16 protein-coding genes are annotated in these 18,984 nt (G+C 50.9%); 11 read left to right on the top strand and 5 right to left on the bottom strand.

The window, feature by feature from the left end:
- Nucleotides 1–97: 97 nt before the first annotated feature.
- Complete coding sequence (locus tag LKD70_RS00185; protein ID WP_009244075.1) at nt 98–268, bottom strand: DUF362 domain-containing protein; 171 nt, start codon at nt 266–268, stop codon at nt 98–100.
- Nucleotides 269–630: 362 nt separating this feature from the next.
- On the opposite strand from LKD70_RS00185, the gene LKD70_RS00180 reads away from it, so the two are divergent.
- Nucleotides 631–1,980, top strand: coding sequence for a substrate-binding domain-containing protein (locus LKD70_RS00180; protein WP_227706049.1), 1,350 nt, complete (start codon nt 631–633; stop codon nt 1,978–1,980).
- A gap of 3 nt (nt 1,981–1,983) precedes the next feature.
- On the opposite strand, the gene LKD70_RS00175 is transcribed toward LKD70_RS00180, so the two are convergent.
- The 3 genes from LKD70_RS00175 to LKD70_RS00165 are packed head-to-tail and all read right to left on the bottom strand — an operon-like array spanning nt 1,984 to nt 6,510.
- Nucleotides 1,984–3,390, bottom strand: coding sequence for a sensor histidine kinase (locus tag LKD70_RS00175; protein ID WP_227706048.1), 1,407 nt, complete (start codon nt 3,388–3,390; stop codon nt 1,984–1,986).
- Nucleotides 3,391–3,419: 29 nt separating this feature from the next.
- Complete coding sequence (locus tag LKD70_RS00170) at nt 3,420–4,121, bottom strand: response regulator transcription factor (protein WP_227706047.1); 702 nt, start codon at nt 4,119–4,121, stop codon at nt 3,420–3,422.
- A 13-nt stretch (nt 4,122–4,134) separates the two neighbouring features.
- Nucleotides 4,135–6,510, bottom strand: a complete 2,376-nt coding sequence (locus tag LKD70_RS00165) for an endonuclease MutS2 (RefSeq protein WP_227706046.1) — start codon at nt 6,508–6,510, stop codon at nt 4,135–4,137.
- 153 nt (nt 6,511–6,663) lie between these two features.
- On the opposite strand from LKD70_RS00165, the gene LKD70_RS00160 reads away from it, so the two are divergent.
- The 7 genes from LKD70_RS00160 to LKD70_RS00125 all read left to right on the top strand — a co-directional run bounded on the left by LKD70_RS00160 (nt 6,664) and on the right by LKD70_RS00125 (nt 14,003).
- Nucleotides 6,664–7,959 (top strand): S1C family serine protease, encoded by a 1,296-nt coding sequence (locus LKD70_RS00160; protein WP_227706045.1) that lies wholly within the window; start codon nt 6,664–6,666, stop codon nt 7,957–7,959.
- A 33-nt stretch (nt 7,960–7,992) separates the two neighbouring features.
- Nucleotides 7,993–8,934 (top strand): 3'-5' exoribonuclease YhaM family protein, encoded by a 942-nt coding sequence (locus LKD70_RS00155; protein WP_227706044.1) that lies wholly within the window; start codon nt 7,993–7,995, stop codon nt 8,932–8,934.
- Between the two features lie 197 nt (nt 8,935–9,131).
- Nucleotides 9,132–10,574 (top strand): 23S rRNA (uracil(1939)-C(5))-methyltransferase RlmD, encoded by a 1,443-nt coding sequence (gene rlmD, locus LKD70_RS00150; protein WP_227706229.1) that lies wholly within the window; start codon nt 9,132–9,134, stop codon nt 10,572–10,574.
- Nucleotides 10,568–11,062 carry a KilA-N domain-containing protein gene (locus tag LKD70_RS00145; protein WP_227706043.1) on the top strand — a complete coding sequence of 165 codons (495 nt, stop codon included), beginning with the start codon at nt 10,568–10,570 and terminating at the stop codon, nt 11,060–11,062. The genes rlmD and LKD70_RS00145 overlap by 7 nt, the downstream gene beginning before the upstream one ends.
- 90 nt (nt 11,063–11,152) lie before the next feature.
- Nucleotides 11,153–12,025 (top strand): M23 family metallopeptidase, encoded by an 873-nt coding sequence (locus tag LKD70_RS00140; RefSeq protein WP_227706042.1) that lies wholly within the window; start codon nt 11,153–11,155, stop codon nt 12,023–12,025.
- A gap of 590 nt (nt 12,026–12,615) precedes the next feature.
- Nucleotides 12,616–13,545 (top strand): cysteine synthase A, encoded by a 930-nt coding sequence (cysK, locus tag LKD70_RS00130; RefSeq protein WP_227706041.1) that lies wholly within the window; start codon nt 12,616–12,618, stop codon nt 13,543–13,545.
- Between the two features lie 41 nt (nt 13,546–13,586).
- Nucleotides 13,587–14,003, top strand: a complete 417-nt coding sequence (locus LKD70_RS00125; protein ID WP_407690872.1) for an RrF2 family transcriptional regulator — start codon at nt 13,587–13,589, stop codon at nt 14,001–14,003.
- On the opposite strand, the gene LKD70_RS00120 is transcribed toward LKD70_RS00125, so the two are convergent.
- The gene (locus LKD70_RS00120) at nt 13,981–14,631 is read right to left on the bottom strand and encodes a DUF6198 family protein (RefSeq protein WP_227706039.1); all 651 of its coding nucleotides are present in this window, start codon (nt 14,629–14,631) and stop codon (nt 13,981–13,983) included. The genes LKD70_RS00125 and LKD70_RS00120 overlap by 23 nt on opposite strands.
- Before the next feature lie 231 nt (nt 14,632–14,862).
- Between LKD70_RS00120 and LKD70_RS00115 the strand changes: the two genes are divergently transcribed.
- The 3 genes from LKD70_RS00115 to LKD70_RS00105 all read left to right on the top strand — a co-directional run bounded on the left by LKD70_RS00115 (nt 14,863) and on the right by LKD70_RS00105 (nt 18,973).
- The gene (locus LKD70_RS00115; protein ID WP_227706038.1) at nt 14,863–15,750 is read left to right on the top strand and encodes a LysR family transcriptional regulator; all 888 of its coding nucleotides are present in this window, start codon (nt 14,863–14,865) and stop codon (nt 15,748–15,750) included.
- A 65-nt stretch (nt 15,751–15,815) separates the two neighbouring features.
- Nucleotides 15,816–17,042: a molybdopterin molybdotransferase MoeA gene (locus LKD70_RS00110; RefSeq protein WP_227706037.1), complete on the top strand. Its 1,227-nt coding sequence runs from the start codon at nt 15,816–15,818 to the stop codon at nt 17,040–17,042.
- Nucleotides 17,039–18,973 carry a molybdopterin biosynthesis protein gene (locus tag LKD70_RS00105; protein ID WP_227706036.1) on the top strand — a complete coding sequence of 645 codons (1,935 nt, stop codon included), beginning with the start codon at nt 17,039–17,041 and terminating at the stop codon, nt 18,971–18,973. The genes LKD70_RS00110 and LKD70_RS00105 overlap by 4 nt, the downstream gene beginning before the upstream one ends.
- Nucleotides 18,974–18,984 lie beyond the last annotated feature (11 nt).

The raw sequence follows: 18,984 nt of genomic DNA, 5'->3' as shown, positions 1-18,984 counted from the left end.
AGGGGAGGGAAGAATCGTTCGTTAAATTGTGACAAAAAAACACCGCTCCGGAAAAGGAACGGTGTTCTGCGTGTGATCACTTTGCGATTTTCTATTATTACTCTGCTGAGATAGCACCTGTCGGACATGCAGCTTCGCATGCTCCGCAGTCTACACAAGCATCAGCATCAATCTCATATTTGCCATCGCCTTCGGAGATAGCGCCTACTGGACATTCGCCTTCGCAAGAACCACAGCTTACGCATTCGTCACTAATTACGTGTGCCATAGTATGTATCCTCCTTTTCTGAATTGCGAAAAGGATCTTGTCCTTTTCCGCTGTTTTCATTTTAATACATTGAAAGTGATTATACAAGAGCTTTAAGTGTTCTAAATTAAATACCTCTGAATTAAATGTGCTGTATCAGTTCCGCTTTGAGAATGACGCGGTCTGAACAGATACGCTTTGAGGAGAAAACATATCGGAAATGCAAAATTTAAGGAAAAATTCACTTTATTTTTCCATGAATTGGTGTATTATAGTACAGTGAAACGCTGATATGCACAGATAAACGGGTGATATGCAGCTGCAGGACAGCAGGAGCAGGAATGTTATACGCTGCGCGTACCGGCGTCAGTGGAGGAGCAGAAATGAAAAAGCAGATAACAGCAGCAGTCCTCTCGATATGTGTCGCAGCAGGCGCCTGTGCCTGCGCGCCGGCAGAAGAGGAAAATGTATTTACAGGCGAAAAAGTAGAGCAGCCGGAATGGCAGGAAAACCTGGATGCGATCAGCCCGTCTGTGTATGCGAGCATAGACGACCTGGATCTGGAGCCGGGAACATATATATCGGTGATTGGAAAGCGGGACGACGGCGCATACTGGGAGCAGGTGAAAGCCGGTGTGGAACAGGCGGCCGATGATATCAACGAGAGACTCGGATATTCGGGAAGCGATGAAATCAAAGTTCTGTTTAACGCGCCTTCCGGATCGGAAGATATCGACGAGCAGGTCAATATTCTCGACGAAGAGATGGCGCGCTATCCGGATGTGATCGCCATCGCAAGCATTGATGAGAATGCTTCGGCCGTTCAGTTTGATCTGGCGATCAGCAACGGGATCCCGATCGTGGCGTTTGACTCCGGAAACAGTTATCAGGGGATACAGTGCATCTGTATGACAGACAATCAGACAGCCGCGGCGGAAGGCGCTGCGAAACTGTGCGAGGCGATCGGAGAGAGCGGAGAAGTGGCGCTTCTCGTCCAGGACTCGGTTTCTGCGAATGCAGGAGAGAGAGCACAGGCATTCCAGCAGGAGATCGCGGATAATCATCCCGGCGTCACTGTCGTGGAGACGCTTTATATGGATCAGCTTGACAGCCTGAAAAGACAGGCTGCGGCCGAGGAGCTGGGCGTGACACAGGAAGAGCTGGAGACATGGACAGCCGCGGCGGCCGGAGAGGCGTCTGCGGAGGGCGAAACCCAGGATTCAGCCGATGCGTCGGACAGTGCGGATGCGGGTGCGGGTGCAGCAGATACGGAGAACAGTGCGGGAATTGATGGAGAAGCAGCGGATGACGGAGAGAGCATGTCTGAAACCGCAAGGGCAAAGCTTGAGGATATCAATACTCTGGCGGAGGAGATGAGCGATGAGGACGTGATCGCCTACTATCTGCAGAAACACCCGGAGCTGGCGGGCTGCTTTGCGACAAATGGCGACGCTGTTTCGCTCGGAGCAAATGTTCTGGAAAATATGGATAAGACAGAGGATATTGTCCTGATGGGGTTTGACGCCGGAAGTGATCAGGTGCAAGGCCTGGAAAACGGCAGTATTGACGGACTGATCGTCCAGAATCCTTTCGGCATGGGATATGCCACGGTTGTAGCCGCGGCGCGTACCGTACTGGAGATCGGCAACGAGGCGGCAGTCAACACGGGCTATATCTGGGCCGACAGAGATAACCTGGAAGATGAGGCTGTGCAGGCCATGCTCTATGAATAAATTTTACTCAATAAATGGCAGGGAGAAGATGAACTCGGTTCCGACTCCTTCCGTGCTTATGACGTTGATATGTTCGTCATGAGCCTGAATAATTTCTTTGACAATGGACAGGCCAAGGCCTGTCCCTTTTTTGTCTTTTCCGCGGGACAGATCGGATTTGTAGAAGCGCTCCCATATCTTGTTCTGCTCTTTTCTCGGAATGCCGATGCCGTGATCTCTTACGGAGATAAAAGCCTTGTCGCTGCGCAGACTTACCTCAACTGTAATGGAAGACTCATTGTCGCTGAATTTGATCGCGTTGTCGAGCAGGTTATAGAGAACCTGCTGGATCTTCCTCCTGTCAGCGTACACGATCACTTTGCCGGGCATGAGAAGAAGCTCGATGGAGATATGTTTCGGAGTACACACCGCTTCAAATGATTCTGCGGTTCCCTTGATCACTTCCTGGATATCAAATTCCGCTTTGTCAAGGAGCAGCTCTTTTGTGTCGAACTCATTCAGAGTGAGAAGATCGCCGGTCAGGTCGGTAAGCCGCTCTGTCTCGAAAAGAATGATCTTTAAATATTTTCCGTACAGCTCCGGCGGAATCGTACCGTCGGCCATGGCTTCCACGTACCCCTTCATGGAGGTGAGCGGGGAGCGGAAATCGTGGGAAACATTGGCCACGATTTTTTTCTGATAGTCGTCCATGTCCTTTAACTGCGCTGCCATGTAATTCAGTGATGCGGAGAGATGCCCCATCTCGTCGTGAGTGTAGACAGGAATCTCATAATCCAGGTTGCCGAGAGCGTACTGCCTTGCTGCTTCTGTGATCTGCTTAAGCGGACGGAAGACAAAAAACTGAAATCCCAGGAGAAAGATAAAGGAAAGCAGGTATATGACTCCAAGTGAGATATACACAGGGATCATAATGGGGCGGCAGCGGTCTTCGATCAGTGAAACCGGGCTGTGAATCAGCAGATACCCGACGGTGGAGTACCGCTGCGTCACAGGAGCCATCACAGTGATCACTTCCTCATCGAAATAACCGTGGTATGTGCCGGAGAGAAAACGGTCCCCTCCGATTTCGGCCGGGTCAAAGTTCTCGATTGCCTCGGGGGCGGATGTCCCTTCCATATTGGACGAGGTGATCAGGTTTCCGTCTGCGTCAACAAACCACAGAGATGCCTCAAGGTAGAGCCGCATGGCCGCAAGCTGAGACTGGACCGCGTAGAGGGAAGAGTCATCCGTAAAGTAGGACGGAAGATAATCGTCTGCGATCAGCGTGGCTTCCCGGTAAAGCGTGCGGGAGGTATCTTCCATAAGACGGTTTGTCACAAGCTGCGTTGTAAGCGTCGCCGTGGTAAACAGACACAGAAAGCCGAAGATAATATAGAGTGCGATAAATTTTAAGTGCAAAATACTTTTCATGCTGCTGCTCCGGTAGTTGTTCGTCGTTATTATTTCGTTTCAAATTTGTAGCCGATCCCCCACACCGTGCTTAAGCTCCAGTGGGGATGATCCTTGATTTTTTCGCGGAGACGTTTGATATGGACGTCCACGGTACGTGTGTCGCCGATGTATTCGTATCCCCAGATCCGGTCCAGAAGCTGTTCGCGGGTGAACACCTGGTTTGGGGAGGAGGCGAGACAGTAGAGAAGCTCAAGCTCCTTCGGAGGCATTTCCACATTGCGGCCGTCGCAGACAACGGAATAGTTTGTGAGGTTGATTGTGAGATCTTCATACTCCACGCATTTTGCCTTCTCCTTTTCCGGCTGCTCCGGTTTGACCGGGTGGTATCTTCTGAGTACGGCGCGTACGCGGGCGACCATTTCCTTGGAATCAAAAGGCTTCATAATATAGTCGTCCGCTCCGAGTTCCAGACCGAGCACCTTGTCGAACACTTCGCCTTTGGCGGAGAGCATGATAATCGGAGTGGCAGAGTGTGCCCGGATCTCCCTGCATACCTGGTAGCCGTCGATGCCCGGCAGCATCAGGTCCAGCAGGATGAGACTGGGCTGGTAAGTCTCGAACGCTGCGAGAGCGTCCTCGCCGTTGTACACAATCTTTGTATCAAAACACTCTTTTGTGAGATAGAGTGAGATCAGTTCCGCGATATTTTCGTCATCATCCACAATAAGAATTTTCTGTTTCAATGCCATTGTCGGTACCTCCTTATCCAAGTTCTGCAATTGTAACTCCGGCATCTCCCTCGCCAAATTCCGCGAGGTGATATGATTTTACGTGTTTCTGGCGTCTCAAATATTCGTGAATGCCTTTCCTGAGCGCTCCCGTTCCTTTCCCGTGTACGATCCGGACGGTATTTAAGTGAGAGAGAAGCGCGTCGTCCAGATATTTGTCCAGTTCGGCTATTGCTTCGTCTACGGTCCGGCCGAGCAGATTGATCTCCGGGCTTACGGAGAGGGATTTGCTCATCTTGATCTTTCCGCGGGAAGTGCGGTTCAATTTCTGCGGCGCGTAGGCTGGAGCCTCGTCGATGATTTCCAGATCAGAGATGTTGACCTGGGAATTTAAAATTCCCATCTGGACGGTTACATTTCCGCGGGAGTCCGGGACGGAGCGCACGGTTCCGGTCAGGTTCATACTCAGAATTTTTACGGTTTCGCCCGGCTTGAAGTCTTCCGGTTTGTATGCCTTTTTCTGCTTCGCAGACTGAATGGAAGAAGCGGCGGAAGTATCCTTTATCTTTTTGCGGAGACGTTCGCGCTCTTTTTCCATCTCTGCGGCCGAGATGTTCTCCTTGCCGAATTTGTGGAAGTTGCGGATTGTCTCATCGGCAACCTCTTTCGCGTCGCGCAGGATGGCCGCGGCTTTTTCGTTAGCTTCCCGTATGATTTTATCCCGCTGTGCGTCCAGCTTTTCCTGGCGCTGTGCCGCCTGTTTCTTCAGCTCTTCCGCTTCCCGGCGGTAGGCGGCGATCTCTTCCCGCTCTTTTTCGATAGTGCGTCTGCTCGTCTCAAGGTCGGTCAGAAGATCCTCGAAGGAGATATCCTGTTCACTTAAGCGCTTTTTTGCGTCCTCGATAATGTAGTCCGGAAGGCCCAGCTTGCCGGAGATGGCGAACGCGTTGCTCTTTCCGGGAATACCGATGAGAAGACGGTAGGTGGGCCTCAGGCTTTCCACGTCGAACTCGCAGCAGGCGTTCTCCACGCCGGGGGTGGACAGAGCATATACTTTCAGCTCGCTGTAGTGGGTTGTGGCCATGGCACGGATGCCTCTCTGATGGAGATAGGAGAGGATCGAAGTCGCCAGCGCAGCGCCCTCTGTCGGGTCGGTTCCGGCGCCCAGCTCATCGAAGAGGACAAGGGAGTGTTCGTCGACCTTTTTGAGGAACGAAACAATATTTGTCATATGGGACGAGAACGTACTCAAGCTCTGTTCAATGCTCTGTTCGTCGCCGATATCCGCATATACCTGATGAAAGACAGCCAGCTCGGAACGGTCGGCAGCCGGAATGTGAAGCCCTGCCTGCCCCATCAGAGTGAACAGCCCCACGGTTTTTAGAGACACAGTCTTTCCGCCGGTGTTCGGTCCGGTGACGATAAGGAGGGTAAAATCTTCCCCAAGAGAGACCGTGATGGGTACAACTTTTTTCTGATCGAGAAGCGGATGACGCCCCTCGCGGATGTGGATCCTGCCCTCCTCGTTCAGAACCGGACGGCTGCCGCGCATGGAGAGCGCAAGGGCTCCTCTTGCGAAAATGAAATCCAGGTCGGTCATCGTCCGGTAGTCGGTGCGGATCTCTTCAATATACTGTGCGGCGTCCGCGCTTAAGCGGGCGAGAATCACCTGAATCTCCTCCTGCTCTTTCGCATACAGCTCCTTTAAGTCATTGTTCAGCTTTACGACAGCCATCGGCTCGATAAAGAGCGTTGAGCCGGTGGAAGACTGATCGTGAATGAGTCCCTGGACGGAAGAGCGGTACTCTGCTTTCACAGGGATGCAGTAGCGGTCTCCGCGCATGGTGATAATCGCATCCTGCAGATACGTGCGGAGCGACCCGTTTACGAGCCCGTTCAGTGTAGAGTGAATCCGGTCATTGATCGCACCCATGCTTCTGCGGATGTGCTTGAGCGTGCTGCTGGCGTCGTCGCTGATCTCGTCTTCGGAAATGATGCAGCGCTCGATCTCTCCGGAGAGTGCGGGGAGCGGGTCAAGCTGATCAAAGAATGCATCCAGACAGTCCGCAGAATCTTCCTGCGTGTCATGGCGTCCGTAGGCCTTTGCGCGGGCTGTGTTAGACAGAAGCTTTGCGATGCGCAGAAGCTCGGAGATGCTCAAAGAGCCCCCGATCTCAAGACGTTTCATGGACTCTTCCACAGGGGAAGCGTCGGAGAAGGAGATGCGCCCTTTTCTGACGATGCGTGTATAGGCGGCAGCGGTCTGCTCCTGATACGTATTGATCTTTTCGAGATCGGTCATCGGTTTTAAACGGCGGCAGAGCTGTCTGCCGCGAAAAGATCCGGCATTCTCTTCAAGGAGTGCCGTGATCTTGTCAAATTCAAGTTTTGTCAAAGTTTTCTGATTCATAAATCCACCTGATCTAATGTGTTGATAATGCCCTTTAAGGGCTGTAAACATTTTACTCCATTCTCGGGATAAAGAAAAGCTTTTCCTTCATGATTGAAGATTGAACAATCGGTACGAATCGGTTATACTATAATTCGGAGGAGATATAAGTCCATGCCGAACGAGAAAGACCAGAATCAGAGTAAGGATGAAGTTCCCGAGGAAAAGAAATATTCCTTTCTTCAGGAGACAATAAAACCGAAACCGATCAGCAGGCAGCAGCTTATAGGAGAGATCGGCAGAGTCGCAGTGTACGGAGTGATCCTCGGCCTGTTTGCCTGTGTGGGCTTTTTTGCGCTTAAACCGTGGGCACAGAACTGGTTTAAGGAAGATCCGGCGACGGTGACGATCCCGGAGGACGAAGAACCGCAGGAGGCAGAGAGTGAAAATGCGGAGGAAGATCCTGCCGCTGCTGCGGAGGCTGCTGATCCGGTTCTGGACGCAGAGAGTTATGACGAGATGCTTTCAGCGCTGAATGACATTGCAGCGGAGGCAGGACGCGGTGTCGTATCAGTAGAACCTGTGACGGACGCTGAAAACTGGACAGCAGAGATGACCGGAATTGACGGAGGCGCGACAGGAGTGATCACCGCGGACAACGGGCAGGAACTTCTGATTCTCTCAGATGATTCCGTGTGCGCGGACGCGTCCGCATGGAATGTGGTCTTCTCAGACGGAAGCAGCTTAAGCGCTTCTCTCAAAATGCAAGACAGAAATACAGGACTGGCTGTTTTCAGTGTGCCGCGAAGCAGCATTTCAGAGTCAACGTGGGCTTCGATCAAAGTGTCGGTGCTTGGAAACTCGAATCTTGTGAACCAGGGGGATTCTGTGATTGCCCTGGGAAATATGTTCGGATATGAAGATGGGATGAGTTTCGGGCTGGTCAGCTCAACCGCGTATAAAGAGTCGTTTTATGATGGGGAGTGTGACATTCTCTCGACAGACATATCGCTTAGTGACGGCGGTACCGGGGTACTGTTCAACATGGCGGGGGAAGTTATCGGAATGATTTCATCGGATATATGGGATCAGAGCGGCAGCAGCGCAGCAAACGCGTATGCTATTTCGGATCTGAAGACAATTATAGAAATGCTGGCAAACGGACAGAGCGTACCGTATGTGGGTGTGCGCGGCATAACAGTCACAGGCGAGCTTCAGGAATCCCAGGGAATGCCTGCGGGTGTCTACGTGGTGGACGTAGACCCGGATTCGCCGGCCATGTCAGCGGGGATCCAGAGCGGTGATATCATATGCCAGGTGTCAGGGGAAAGTGTGTCCAGCATCGTTACATACCAGAGCGCTGTACTTGACACTGCGGCAGGTCAGCAGGTGACATTCCAGGGCAAACGGCTTGGAGCCGGCGGGTATGTGGACGTGGAATACACTGTGACAGTGGGCAGCAGAGAATAAAGCAGCAGAGAATAAAATAGAAAGAGGAAAGACATGAGATATATTAACGGATTACATGAAGGCGAGACAATCAGAAATGTCTATCTGTGCAAGGGAAAACGTTCTGCGGAGACGAGAAACGGAAAACCGTATGACAACCTGCTTCTGCAGGATAAAACAGGGATACTGGATGGAAAAGTCTGGGATCCGAACTCGCAGGGAATCTCGGACTATGACGAGAAAGATTTCATCGAAGTGTTCGGGGATGTGATCAGCTACAACGGCAATCTTCAGATCAACATCCGCCAGATCAGAAAAGCCGGGGAGGGCGAGTATGATCCGGCAGATTACATGCCGACTACGGAGAAAAATGTGGACAGGATGTACGAAGAGCTTCTGGCGTACATCCGCCAGATCGGAAATCCGCATTTAAAACAGCTTCTGGAATACTATTTCGTGAAGGATGAAGCTTTTATAAAGACATTCCGAGGACATTCTGCGGCGAAGACGGTGCATCACGGATTCTCCGGAGGACTTCTGGAGCACACGCTGAGCGTGGTTCATATGTGCGAGTATTTTGCAGGCGCATATTCGATCCTGAACAGAGATCTTCTCATTGCCGCGGCGATCTGCCATGATATCGGAAAGACGAGAGAACTTTCCTCTTTCCCGGACAATGACTACACTGATGAAGGCCAGCTGATCGGCCACATCGTAATCGGCGTGGAGATGGTGGATGAAGCGCTCCGGACGATTCCGAACTTTCCGCCCCGTCTTGCAAATGAGCTGAAACACTGTATCATCGCGCACCACGGCGAGCTGGAGTACGGGTCGCCGAAGAAGCCGGCGCTTGCGGAGGCCATGGCGCTTAATCTTGCGGACAATGCGGACGCCAAGATGCAGACGCTCACAGAGATTTTCAAAGGGAAAACAGGAACGGAGTGGCTTGGATATAACCGTCTGTTTGAATCGAACTTAAGAAGAACGTCGATTTAAAAAAACAGGACAGCGGGGACGCACAGAGCGGCGCTTGCGCGCGGGCGGTGCGTCCCTTTTTGTACAGGCGACGAGCCAAAGTCCGGGCTTGACCGAGACCTTGGCGACCGCTTACAATCCCGGAATGTGCCTTTTGGCACTTCCGGTGATTTCTTTTTTGTACAGGCGAGGAGGATAGAAGTGAGGTGGCAGAGCAGATGCAGAAAAATGATACGGCAGTGACTGCGATTACGGATATTGGAGTGAACGGAGAGGGGATCGGAAAAGTAGACGGATATACGCTTTTTATCAAAGACGCGGTCATCGGAGATACGGTGGAAGCAAAGGTTATGAAGGCGAAGAAAAACTACGGGTATGCCAGGCTTATGAAAATCATCGAGCCATCGCCGGACCGTGTGGAGCCTGTGTGCCCGTTTGCAAGGAAGTGCGGGGGATGCCAGATTCAGGAGATGTCCTACGAAAGGCAGCTGGCATTCAAAGAGCAGAAAGTCAGGGGGAATCTGGAAAGGATCGGCGGGTTTGACGGCGAACTTCTCGATCAGGTTATGGAGCCCATTCTGGGAATGGAGAATCCGTTCGGCTACCGGAACAAAGCACAGTTCCCGTTCGGAAAAGACCGGAACGGCAATACAGTGACCGGATTTTATGCAGGGCGCACGCACGATATCATTGCGAATACGGACTGTGCCCTCGGTGTGCCTGTAAACAGAAAAATCCTTGAGATCATTCTGGAATATATGGAGCAATACGGTGTCTCGCCTTATGACGAGAAGAGCGGGAAGGGGCTTATCCGGCATGCGCTGATCCGGTATGGATTCCAGACCGGGGAGATCATGGTCTGTCTCGTAGTGAACGGGACTGCGAAAGACCTTTCCCATGCGGAGAAACTGACGGAAAAGCTCTGCACTCTGGAAGGAATGACGAGCATTTCCATAAGTCCGAATACAGAGCGCACGAATGTGATTATGGGAAAGACGTACGAAGTGCTCTGGGGCCAGGGATATATCACGGATACGATCGGCGGGATTCGATATCAGATCTCCCCGCTGTCTTTCTATCAGGTGAATCCGGCCCAGACGGAAAAACTTTATTCGACTGCCCTTGAGTATGCAGAGCTGACAGGAAAAGAGACGGTGTGGGATCTGTACTGCGGGATCGGGACGATCACACTCTTCCTCGCCCAGAAAGCAAAGAGTGTGTATGGTGTCGAGATTGTTCCCCAGGCTATCGATGACGCCCGGAGGAACGCGCACATCAACGGCATTGAAAACGCGGAGTTCTTTGTGGGAAAGGCAGAGGAAGTGCTGCCGAAGTATTATGCGGCCCACGGAGAAAACGCCGCAGCGGCGGATGATGCGGATAATGCGGATGATATGGCGCATGCGGATGTGATCGTGGTCGACCCGCCGCGAAAAGGATGCGACGAGGCGCTGCTTGACACGATCGTGAAGATGAAGCCGGAGAAGGTTGTGTATGTGAGCTGCGATTCCGCGACACTGGCCAGAGATCTGAAGATGCTGTGCGGGAACGGGTATGAGCTGAAGAGAGTGCGGGCGGTGGACCAGTTCCCGATGACGGTGCATGTGGAGACTGTGTGCCTTTTATCCCACAAATCACCAGATAGTGTTATCAATTGTTAGATTATTCCCTGGATTTTACATGTGATGAAAAAATATGGGAAGATGAAGAAGAACTGGAAAATGAATTTATTTCATTAACGGATATTGCAAAATATAGAAATGAAGATGACCCAAGATTTGTGATTCAAAACTGGATGCGTAATCGTAACACGATAGAATTTTTAGGCGTTTGGGAAGAATTGCATAATCCAGATTTTAACCGTGTGCAATTCGAGGCGGTTAAAAATGAGGCTGGACTAAATCGTTTTGTTATGACCCCGACAAAGTGGATTACTCAGATGAACGCTATTGGTATTGTCTCAAAAGCAGGACGTTATGGCGGAACATATGCCCATAGCGATATTGCTATGTCTTTCGCAACATGGATTTCTCCTGAATTCCAGTTATATATCATGAAAGATTACAGGAGATTAAAGACTGATGAACAAATGCCAACTACCGAGGGGCAGACGTGGAGTGGTACATCAAGGCAGACGACATTGTGCTGAAAAATAAACAGATAAAAGCTGATATGTATTGCCTGCCCTTTCAAGCTCCTATATAATGAGAACGAAACAATATAGGAGTGATGATAATTAGTGGAAACTTTCGCAAAAATCATAAAAAAGATGTATTGGCTAGGATTGATAGGTTTTCTTGGAACATTTCTTGATATTCCGGTGTTGAGGTTATTCTATCTGTTTTTTCTGCTGGCGATTGTGGATTTTGTTCTATCTTTTATTATTGTGATACGGACAGAAAGCACAGATGAAACAGCAATCGCCTTGAAATTCTTGTCTCAGAATATAGGTATGCTGATTGGAATACCCGTGATATATGTACGAAACTTGTTTTTTCTGCCTAATATCCGTAATTATAAACCACAGACTTTATATAGTCTTCCATTTTCGGGGTGCTGGACTGTGGCAAATGGCGGAATAAATAGAGAAACTTCCCATTCTTGGTCTATCTGCAATCAACGATATGCGTATGATTTTTTCGTTGAGGAAAATGGAAAAACATTTCATGGGAACGGGAAATCCGTATCTGACTATTTCTGCTACGGAAAACCTGTTTTATCTCCTGCTGACGGCATAGTGGTTGAAATCAAAAATCTTTTTGAAGATACTTCTATCCCAGAGGAGCAAGAGGTATTATGTAGTGCTTCTGACGTAAGAGGAAATTATATCGTTATTCAGCACGCAAAGCATGAATATAGTACCATAGCACATATTAAAAAAGACAGCTTTTGTGTAAATGTAGGCGATAAAGTATGTCGGGGACAGCAGATTGCCTGCTGTGGCAATAGCGGTAACACAAGCGAACCGCATATACATTTTCAAGTACAGCAGGGAAAGAGTTTTCTTTTTTCCGCAAGCCTGCCGATTTGGTTCACAAAGATAATCAATTATACAACCTCAAAAGCAGACTCACATATCAGCAGGGGACAAATAGTAGAAAATCAGAAATAAGTAATCAAGCGGTTAGTCTATGCGATTGACCGCTTTTTCCATATCCAGAAAGGGGTGTTTATGAACCTATACAAATACAAGGGAAAGTGTATCAGAGCCAGCGACAAGAACCTTGTGTACCGCTTCTGTGCGGGTACACTCCTGCTCCTGTTCGTGGAGGTTCTTCTGCTACTCAGATGAATTTGAATAACTCAGATTTCATCTGCAGGAAAGACTGACACTGGATACAGAGGCAGGGGGTGGTGCATTTTAATGTTTGAATTATTTGCGATTCACCTCTGTTGACATTATATGTATATATTTTGATTCACGCTAGGAGACGGCAAGATTGACGGCGGACCATTGACCTGTATTAGTTCTTTACAGGAGGTTGCTTCATAACAGGTGATTAAAAAAGTGGCGGACAGATTTTTATACTAAACTGCCCGATTGATGCAATTAAAAGCGTTCACTTTACTATTGCGAATTACCTATTGACATAGTAGGGAATTAGTGGTATAAATATACCTACCAAAACAATAGGTATAAACAAGAGGCTATTTCAGTAATTCTTATCAGCCATTCATATAACAGAGAAAGGAAAGATAATTATGAGCAATATATTTACATCTGCTGACCAGTTAATAGGAAAAACTCCGCTTCTGGAGCTTACACACATCGAGGAGGAATTTCAGCTGAAAGCGCGTATACTTGCGAAGCTGGAATACTTTAACCCGGCCGGATCGGTCAAGGACCGGATTGCCAGAGCGATGATCGACGATGCGGAGCGGTCCGGACGGTTGAAACCAGGTGCTGTAATCATAGAGCCGACTTCCGGAAATACAGGGATCGGTCTGGCATCTGTGGCAGCTGCAAGAGGATACCGGATCATTATTGTCATGCCGGAAACGATGTCCGTGGAGCGGCGCCAGATTATGAAAGCCTATGGAGCGGAGCTTGTGCTTACAGAAGGTGTGAAGGGAATGAAGGGAGCGATCGCAAAGGCAGAAGAACTGGCTGCTGAGATTCCGGGAAGCTTTCTTCCGGGACAGTTTGTGAATGAGTCGAATCCGAAAGCCCACCGGGAGAGCACCGGTCCGGAAATTTATGAAGACACGGACGGCGAAATTGATATATTCGTGGCCGGAGTAGGAACCGGCGGAACGATCACCGGAACCGGTGAGTATCTGAAAGAAAAGAAGCCGGATGTCCGGATCGTAGCGGTAGAGCCTGCTGCCTCCGCGGTGCTGTCTGCGGGAACGGCAGGGCCTCATAAGATTCAGGGGATCGGCGCGGGATTTGTACCGGATGTGCTGAACACCAGCGTTTATGACGAAATTATTACGGTAGAAGATCAGGATGCATTTGAGACCGGAAGACTGATTGGCAGAAAAGAGGGAATCCTTGTCGGCATATCCTCCGGCGCGGCGGTCTGGGCGGCTGTCGAGCTTGCGAAGAGAATGGAAAATGAAGGAAAGACAATCGTTGTCCTTCTGCCGGATACTGGAGACAGATATCTGTCGACGCCCATGTTTGCGTAAAGCGTCGGATTGTAAAAAGCAGTGAAGTGAGGGGGCGGGAAATCATGATTTCAACAAGAGGCAGATATGCGCTCCGCGTAATGATAGATCTTGCGGAGCATGCAGATGAAGGATACACTCCAATGAAAGAAGTAGCAGAGCGACAGGGCATTTCCTTAAAATATCTGGAAAGGATTATGCCCGCGCTCTCGAAAAGCGGACTTGTAGAAGGCGTACATGGAAAGGGCGGCGGATATCGCTTAAGCAGACGGCCGGAAGAGTACACAGCCGGAGAAATACTGCGCCTGGCAGAAGGAGATCTCGCTCCGGTAGCCTGCCTGGAATGCGGCGCAGAGCCATGCTCCAGAGAGGCATACTGCAAGACGATTCCGATGTGGAAGAAGTTTTATGAAATAACGAATGAATATTTTGACAGTGTCACGATTGCGGATCTAGTCAATCCATCATCCGCCCAATAGCCCCGATCGCTTTTCCCATTGTCAGCGCTGCCAGGACTGTCCCGATGCCAAGCCCGTCGAGGTGGCCGAGACAGATCCAGGTCAGCGCTGCAGTGACGATAAGGCAGGAAGCGTCAAAACCGATTTTGATTCTGGAATAGCGGATGCCTGTGATCTGCGAGAGCTCCCTCGGAAAAAGATCCGTCGGCACGATCGGCAGCCCGCACCGGTTGGAGAGTGCGATGCCGATGCAGATGAGCAGGTAACTTATGAAAAAATATACAATACGCCAGGCAAGTGAGCCGGGCAGAATCTGAATCCACATTTCATGGATATCCAGCAATTCGCTGAAAACAAAACCCACAGCAAAACTGAACAGATATGTCCCCACAAAACGGCGCCGGAGAATCATCAGGGATGCGACGAGAAGTCCCTGAAACAGATAGGTCCACATTCCAAGAGTCAGAAAAGGGAATGCCTCTGAAAAAGCATATGGCACGCTTGAAATTGCAGAGATCCCGGAACCGGAATACAGCATGAGAACGACGCCGAACGAATTGACTGCGACGGCGGTGGCGAGCATCAGTACGCCGCGCGGCAGAGATGGGGAATTTGATTCAGCTGCGACGGAAGCAAATGTATTTTCCATAATGACAGAAACTCCTTTTTGTTATGATAACGTCAGTGTATAAGGGGCAGCCCGCAGTATATTACGGATTACAGATGTCCGTTTTGTATGAGCGGCTGCTTTTATAGTGTAGTACAGAGATGACAAAAGAACAAATGAATAGTTTCTATAAAATAATAGTTTTTATCTATAATAAGTGTTATACTGCTTCTAAAGGACACCGCGAGATTCTGACAGAAAGGAGCCGGCGATTTGAATTTAGATTATTTGAGATATTTTGTAAAACTGGCCGAAGTACAGCATTATACGAAGGCGGCTGAACAGCTCTGCATCTCCCAGCCCAGTTTGAGCCATGCCATCCGGCAGCTGGAGGCGGAGCTTGGCGTTCAGCTTTTTGAAAAGACGGGGAGAAACACCGAGCTTACCAGGTTCGGGGAAGAGTTTCTGGCCTATTCAAGACGTGCGCTTTCCACACTGGATGACGGAGTCAGCTCACTTAAGAGAAGTGCAAGAGGCGAGGGACTGATCCGTCTTGGTTTTGTGCGCGCACTTGGGACAGGTTATATCCCGCACCTTGCGGCACGTTTTCTCGAGGAAAATCCGGACAGGGAGATCCGTTTTTCTTTCCACAGCGACAGGACGCAGGCGCTTCTGGACGGACTGTTTCACCAGTCTTATGATCTTGTATTCTGTTCGGAACCTCCGGCTGACGCACCGTTTACCGCGGTTCCGGTAGAGCATGGGGATCTTGTGCTGATTGTTCCGAAATCCCATCCGCTTTCAGAAAAACACAGTGTGGATCTGAGAGAGACGCTGCCTTATCCGATGGTGTATTTCTCGGAAGCTCCGGGAATACGCAGCCTGATCGACAGCCTGTATGAAGCGATCGGAGCGAAACCGAAGATCGCGTGTGAGACAGAAGAAGACCAGGTGATCGCGGGCCTGGTGGCAAACGGTTTCGGAATCGCAATTGTTCCTTATATGGATCTTCTGGAGAAACTGGATCTCTCAGTTATCAGGATAAGCAATCCGCCGTACCGGAGAGAATTTTTCATGGTGAGCAATAACAATGTCTATCTTCCTCCCGCGGCGGACCGTTTCCGGAAATTTGTGCTTGAGAATCGGAATTCCGGCTGTTGATACTGCAGGAATACAGAGTTATAATTGATTTAGGACAAGAAGGGAAAGGAAGCCGCTGATCGGATATGAAACTGCTGAACACGGATACGCTTGAGGAGGTACGGGAAAAGCTTCGGACAGAGACGGAGGAGATGAAATTCAGGACATGCGTTATGGATATGGAGGAATCCTGCGGATTTATCTGTGCGGAGGATGTGTTTTCCCCGGAAGATATGCCGCCTTTTGACCGGTCTACTGTGGACGGCTATGCCCTGGCGGCGCAGGAAAGTTACGGAGCCGGGGAATCTTCCCCGGTCTTTCTGCATGTATGCGGGCAGATAGGGATCGAGGAGGCGGCAGAGATCAGTCCGGGAGAGGGGGAAGCGGTGCGGGTGCAGACCGGTTCCATGATCCCGGAAGGAGCGGACGCTGCGGTGATGGCGGAATACACAGAGGAGTACGCTCCGGGGCAGATCATCTGCTGCCGCCCGGTCAGCTCCGGAGAAAATGTGATGCGAAGAGGCGAGGACATCCGGGCCGGGGAGTGTATTATCCGCCGCGGTCAGAAGATCGGGACCGCCGAGACCGGTATGATGGCGGGGCTTGGAATCCGGAAGATCCGGGTTTATGAGAGGCCCTCTGTGACGGTGATCTCTACCGGAGACGAGCTGGCCGGTGAGGGCGAACCGCTTACAGCGGGAAAGATCCGTGACATCAACACATATACATTGTCCGCGGCAGCCGAAGAGTCAGGTATGACGGTGCTGAATAAGATAAGGACGGCGGATGATGAAGCGGAAATACGCCGGGCTGTACAGACTGCCTCGGAGAAAAGCGACATCGTCCTTATCTCGGGCGGAAGCTCAAAGGGAAACCGGGACTATACGAAAGAGGTGCTGGAAGATGTGACCGGAAACGTATTTACCCACGGAATTGCGCTTAAGCCGGGAAAACCGACAATTCTCGCCTATGACAGAGCGCGGCGCACAGTGATCGCGGGACTGCCCGGACATCCGATGGCGGCGCTGCTCGTGTTCCGCCTTGTGATTGCGCACTGGTACCGGATGAAAACCGGGGCGAAAGAACCTTTTCTCATTCCTGCTGTCATGGGAAGCAATGTCTCAAGCAATCAGGGAAGGGAAACATGCCTTCCGGTGAGACTGATCAGAACAGCAGACGGATACGAGGCGGCACCGGTGTATGCGAAATCCGGGAGCATTTCCGCACTGTCAGAAGCGGATGCGTTTGTCATGATCCCCAGAGACAGGGAAGGGATCAGAAAAGGAGAAAGGATCTGGGCGGAACTTTTATGAAAAGAAATCTGTATCTGAATGTGCAGGATAAGGAAGCTGCACTGGAGAACTATCTGGACGCACTGGGAGAAATACAGACAGAAAGCGAGATGGTTTCCGTGACGGAAAGTCTGGGAAGAACTGCCGCGGAGGCTGTTTTTGCCCGATGGTCCAGCCCCTCTTACAACTCCTGCGCGATGGACGGGATTGCAGTTGTCAGTTCCCGGACAAAAGGGGCTTCCGAAAAGAATCCGCTTCTGTTAAGAGAGGGAGAGGATTATCTGGATGTGGACACGGGTGATATGATACTCCCGCCTTATGACGCTGTCATCATGGCGGAGGAGCTGATCGAGACGGAGAGCGGGGACGGGTATGAGATCATTTCCGCAGTCCCGCCGTTTGCCAATGTGAGAGCTGTCGGTGAGGATATTGTGGCAGGGGAGATGATACTGCCGTCTGGCCATGAGATCCGCGCGGTGGACATATCGGCCATGCTCTCCGCCGGAGTACGCACGATCCCTGTCCGTAAGAAACCGGCCGTGGGAATCATACCGACCGGCGATGAGATGACGGACATTGCGGACGTACCGGACACCGGGCCTGAGGACGGACGGATCGCGGAGACAAATTCATGGATGTTTGACGGACTGGTGAGAGAAAACGGCGGCATCGGAAAACGGTATGACATCGTGCCGGACAGGCCGGAGCTTCTGGAAGAGGCAGTGCTTCGGGCAGTGCGGGAGTGCGACATTGTCATTGTCAACGCCGGATCAAGCGCCGGACGGGACGACTATACGGTCCATGTCTTAAGAAAGCTGGGGACCGTGCTCACCCACGGCGTGAGTATAAAGCCGGGGAAACCGGTGATACTTGGGATTGTGAAAGGAAAACCGGTGATCGGGCTTCCCGGGTACTCGGTGTCAGCCTACCTGGCATTCAGGGAGTTTGTCGTTCCGGTCATGAACCGCTTTCTTTTAAGCGGCGGCAGAGCGGAGGAGAAGATCCGGGCGAAGCTGACAAAGACTGTCATGTCCGGCCTGAAATATGAGGAGTATGTGCGGGTGAAGCTGGGGCTGGTGGACGGAGAGATGATCGCGGCGCCGCTTGGACGGGGCGCGGGCGCGTCCATGTCGCTTGTGAAAGCGGACGGTTTCTGTGTGATCCCGAAAAACAGCGAGGGCATCATGGCCCATGAGGAGGCGGAGATCCGCCTTCTGGAAAAGCCGGAGCAGATCGGCAGAACGCTGGTTGTAATCGGAAGTCACGATATCATCCTCGATGTGTTAAACGACCTGATGATGGAATCACAAAGCGGGATGCGGCTATCATCCACACACATGGGTTCCATGTCCGGGCTGATCGCCCTGAAGAGGCGGGAGACGCATATTGCGCCGTCTCATCTTCTCTGCGAGGAAGACGGAACATACAATGAGGCTGTGATCCGGGAGATGTTTCCGGGAGAAAAAATCGTTCTGATCAAGGGCGTGCGACGCAGACAGGGATTTATTGTAAAAAAAGGGAATCCTCTGAATATCCGCACTGTGGCGGATCTGACTCCGGAGGTGCGGTATATCAACCGGCAGAAGGGCGCAGGAACCCGGGTGCTCTTTGACTATCTGCTGAAAAAGGAAGGGATACCGAAGATGCAGATCACAGGATATGAACACGAGGCCGCCACGCACATGAGCGTGGCCGTGGCTGTCCAGAAGGATAACGCGGACGTGGGAATGGGGATTTATTCCTGTGCCCGGACGCTCGGCCTGGACTTTGTGGATGCGGCGTCTGAGGAGTATGACTTCGTGACAAGAGAAGAGTACCTTGATCTGCCGGTTGTACAGGAGTTCCTGAGGGCGCTCCGAAGCAGGGAGTTCCTTGCAAAGCTTGAAGAACTGGGCGGATACACAGCGGAAGAGATCGGAGAGATTCGTAAGATCCATAATTTTTTATCATAAATAAGGAGGTG

The sequence above is a fragment of the Ruminococcus turbiniformis genome (assembly GCF_020687545.1).
In the GTDB taxonomy this organism is placed as follows: domain Bacteria; phylum Bacillota; class Clostridia; order Lachnospirales; family Lachnospiraceae; genus Mediterraneibacter; species Mediterraneibacter turbiniformis.
The sequence above is the reverse complement of the archived record's forward strand: the minus strand, read 5'-3'. Positions and strand labels throughout refer to the sequence as shown.

What these genes read in the sequence shown, in the direction of transcription:
- LKD70_RS00160 (WP_227706045.1), top strand. Translation starts at nt 6,664, where the DNA reads ATGCCGAACGAGAAAGACCAGAATCAGAGTAAGGATGAAGTTCCCGAG.
- LKD70_RS00175 (WP_227706048.1), bottom strand. Translation starts at nt 3,390, where the DNA reads ATGAAAAGTATTTTGCACTTAAAATTTATCGCACTCTATATTATCTTC.
- LKD70_RS00120 (WP_227706039.1), bottom strand. Translation starts at nt 14,631, where the DNA reads ATGGAAAATACATTTGCTTCCGTCGCAGCTGAATCAAATTCCCCATCT.
- LKD70_RS00170 (WP_227706047.1), bottom strand. Translation starts at nt 4,121, where the DNA reads ATGGCATTGAAACAGAAAATTCTTATTGTGGATGATGACGAAAATATC.
- LKD70_RS00185 (WP_009244075.1), bottom strand. Translation starts at nt 268, where the DNA reads ATGGCACACGTAATTAGTGACGAATGCGTAAGCTGTGGTTCTTGCGAA.
- LKD70_RS00180 (WP_227706049.1), top strand. Translation starts at nt 631, where the DNA reads ATGAAAAAGCAGATAACAGCAGCAGTCCTCTCGATATGTGTCGCAGCA.
- LKD70_RS00105 (WP_227706036.1), top strand. Translation starts at nt 17,039, where the DNA reads ATGAAAAGAAATCTGTATCTGAATGTGCAGGATAAGGAAGCTGCACTG.
- rlmD (WP_227706229.1), top strand. Translation starts at nt 9,132, where the DNA reads ATGCAGAAAAATGATACGGCAGTGACTGCGATTACGGATATTGGAGTG.
- LKD70_RS00110 (WP_227706037.1), top strand. Translation starts at nt 15,816, where the DNA reads ATGAAACTGCTGAACACGGATACGCTTGAGGAGGTACGGGAAAAGCTT.
- LKD70_RS00155 (WP_227706044.1), top strand. Translation starts at nt 7,993, where the DNA reads ATGAGATATATTAACGGATTACATGAAGGCGAGACAATCAGAAATGTC.
- cysK (WP_227706041.1), top strand. Translation starts at nt 12,616, where the DNA reads ATGAGCAATATATTTACATCTGCTGACCAGTTAATAGGAAAAACTCCG.
- LKD70_RS00165 (WP_227706046.1), bottom strand. Translation starts at nt 6,510, where the DNA reads ATGAATCAGAAAACTTTGACAAAACTTGAATTTGACAAGATCACGGCA.